This is a genomic window from Alcanivorax sp. HI0044 (assembly GCF_001634945.1).
The window spans coordinates 1-1900 of record NZ_LWEZ01001775.1 but is presented as its reverse complement, the minus strand read 5'-3'; the positions used below and the strand labels follow the sequence as shown (position 1 = coordinate 1900).

Below are 1900 nucleotides of genomic sequence, written 5' to 3'. Positions count from 1 at the left end.
CTCCAGGGCATGATCAATCCACCCCAGCCCACCGAGCTTTTCCGGGTTCATGCCGAACCCTACGCCAAAACCGGTTTTCGACACCCAGATATGCTGGGCGGACAGATAACTGTCCAGATCAAAGCCCTTGGCAATGGGATTATCCCGGTTGAGCAAACAGGAAAACGAATCCTTCCACAGGCTCACCTGGTGAAACGACCCCGGAATTTCGTTAAAGCGGTTTACCGCCATATCGACCCGGCCCTGCTCCATGTCCTGGTAGCTCACATCCGACGGGGTCAGGAAATCCAGCACCACATTGGGGGCCTCGGCGCGCAGGCGACGAACAATATGCGGCACCAGGGTGGCTTCCGCATAATCGCTGGTCATGATCCGGAACACCCGGCGACTGTCCGCCGGCTGGAACACATCCTCGGGCGTGAACAACTGCTCCGCCTGGGAAAGAATTTGCCGCACCAGGGGCCGCAGCTCCTGTGCACGTTCCGTGGCGGTCATGCCATCGCTGGTACGAATCAACAACGGATCACCAAACAACTCACGCAACCGCTTCAGGGAATTACTCATCGCCGGCTGGGTAATCCCCAGTTGCTCGGCTGCCCGGGTCACATTCTGCTCACGCAGAAGCACATCCAGATACTTGAGCAGATTCAGGTCTGCCGCACCAATATTCATTAAGTGAATAGCCGCCAATTTTTATATCAGTAGTATCAATTGTAGCACTGCCTGATACTCACTGGCACCGTGCACCAGATCACACAGGCACGACGATTCTCCGTGTAAAAAAACTTTTACTTAGCCTAGTGTTAACCGTGTCTCTATTTCGCCATTACTGGCACGCTGCCAGTATCGCCTGGAGGCAAAAAAATGCGTAAGGTCTAAAGCTTGTGTCCAGATAACAGCACAGCCTGCTCTGTTGTCATAGGCCGGCCAGCCTCACTCGCCAGCCCCATGTAAGCAGGCGTGATTCAGAGGTTACTATGACAAGCAACGCAACCACGCGAACCGAGAAGTTCGTGGTTCGTTTTCCCTGCGGTATGCGAAACGAGGTCGCGCAAGCGGCCAACCACAGCCATCGCAGCATGAACGCGGAAATTATTGCCCGGCTGGAACATAGCCTGAAGAACTGGCCGCATACCCTGCCCCATGGCGAAGCAGCGGTGCCGCAAGGCGGCGAAGAAGCTTTCCTGCTGGAGCGCTTTCGCCAACTGCCACAGGGGAAACAACAGGCACTGTTGGCGCTGTTGGATTAGATTCACCGTGCAGGGCTAACCACAATCGTCCTTTTGTCCTTACAATACACCGCTGGCCACCTGCCCATTATCGATATGACAGTACTTTGCACTATGATGTAGTGCATGCTGCTCACGCACGCAGTCACCGATTCATGGACGGAAAGGAGCCTTTACGGCCGTGACCGCAAACCAGAACCATACCCCACTGCCAACCGGCAGCGATATTACGTTACCGTGGCACCTGCGCCTGCCCAAACCGCTGGAAAAGGATTTTCGCCTCTATTTCCGGGCAAGCGTGGCCAAAGTCATGCCCTGGGCGTTGGCACTGGTGGCGTTCCTGATTGTCTCCGCCATGTTTATCGAGTCGCGAATTTCTCCTGACGTTCTCAACATGTCCTGGCGCCCGCGGCTTTTCACCTTGATGCTCACCGGCGGCTGTCTGGTATTAATCCGCAAGCCACAATGGCGTAACTGGCTCCACGAAGCCACGCTGGTACTGGCATTCGCCATTGCCCTTACCGGCAATTATCTAGGGGCCATAGTCGAGCACCCCCTGGCCTACACCTTCTTTTTCCACACCCCACTGGCTATCCTGATGATCTGCATCCTGATACGGGTGCCATTCTATGCCGCACTGATTAGCTCCGTGGTAATGATTGGCTGCATGA

The 1900-nt window shown here is 55.3% G+C and carries 2 protein-coding genes and 1 pseudogene; 2 read left to right on the top strand and 1 reads right to left on the bottom strand.

Annotated features, from left to right (window positions below; translation table 11 throughout):
- The coding region (locus A3730_RS26605) for a LysR family transcriptional regulator (RefSeq protein ID WP_063539312.1) at nucleotides 1-672 on the bottom strand (672 nt) is incomplete at its 3' end.
- Between the two features lie 305 nt (nucleotides 673-977).
- Here A3730_RS26605 and A3730_RS26600 point away from each other — a divergent pair.
- Nucleotides 978-1250 carry an Arc family DNA-binding protein gene (locus tag A3730_RS26600; RefSeq protein ID WP_063520329.1) on the top strand — a complete coding sequence of 91 codons (273 nt, stop codon included), beginning with the start codon at nucleotides 978-980 and terminating at the stop codon, nucleotides 1248-1250.
- 160 nt (nucleotides 1251-1410) lie between these two features.
- Nucleotides 1411-1900: pseudogene (locus A3730_RS26595) on the top strand (GGDEF domain-containing protein); the annotation flags it as partial.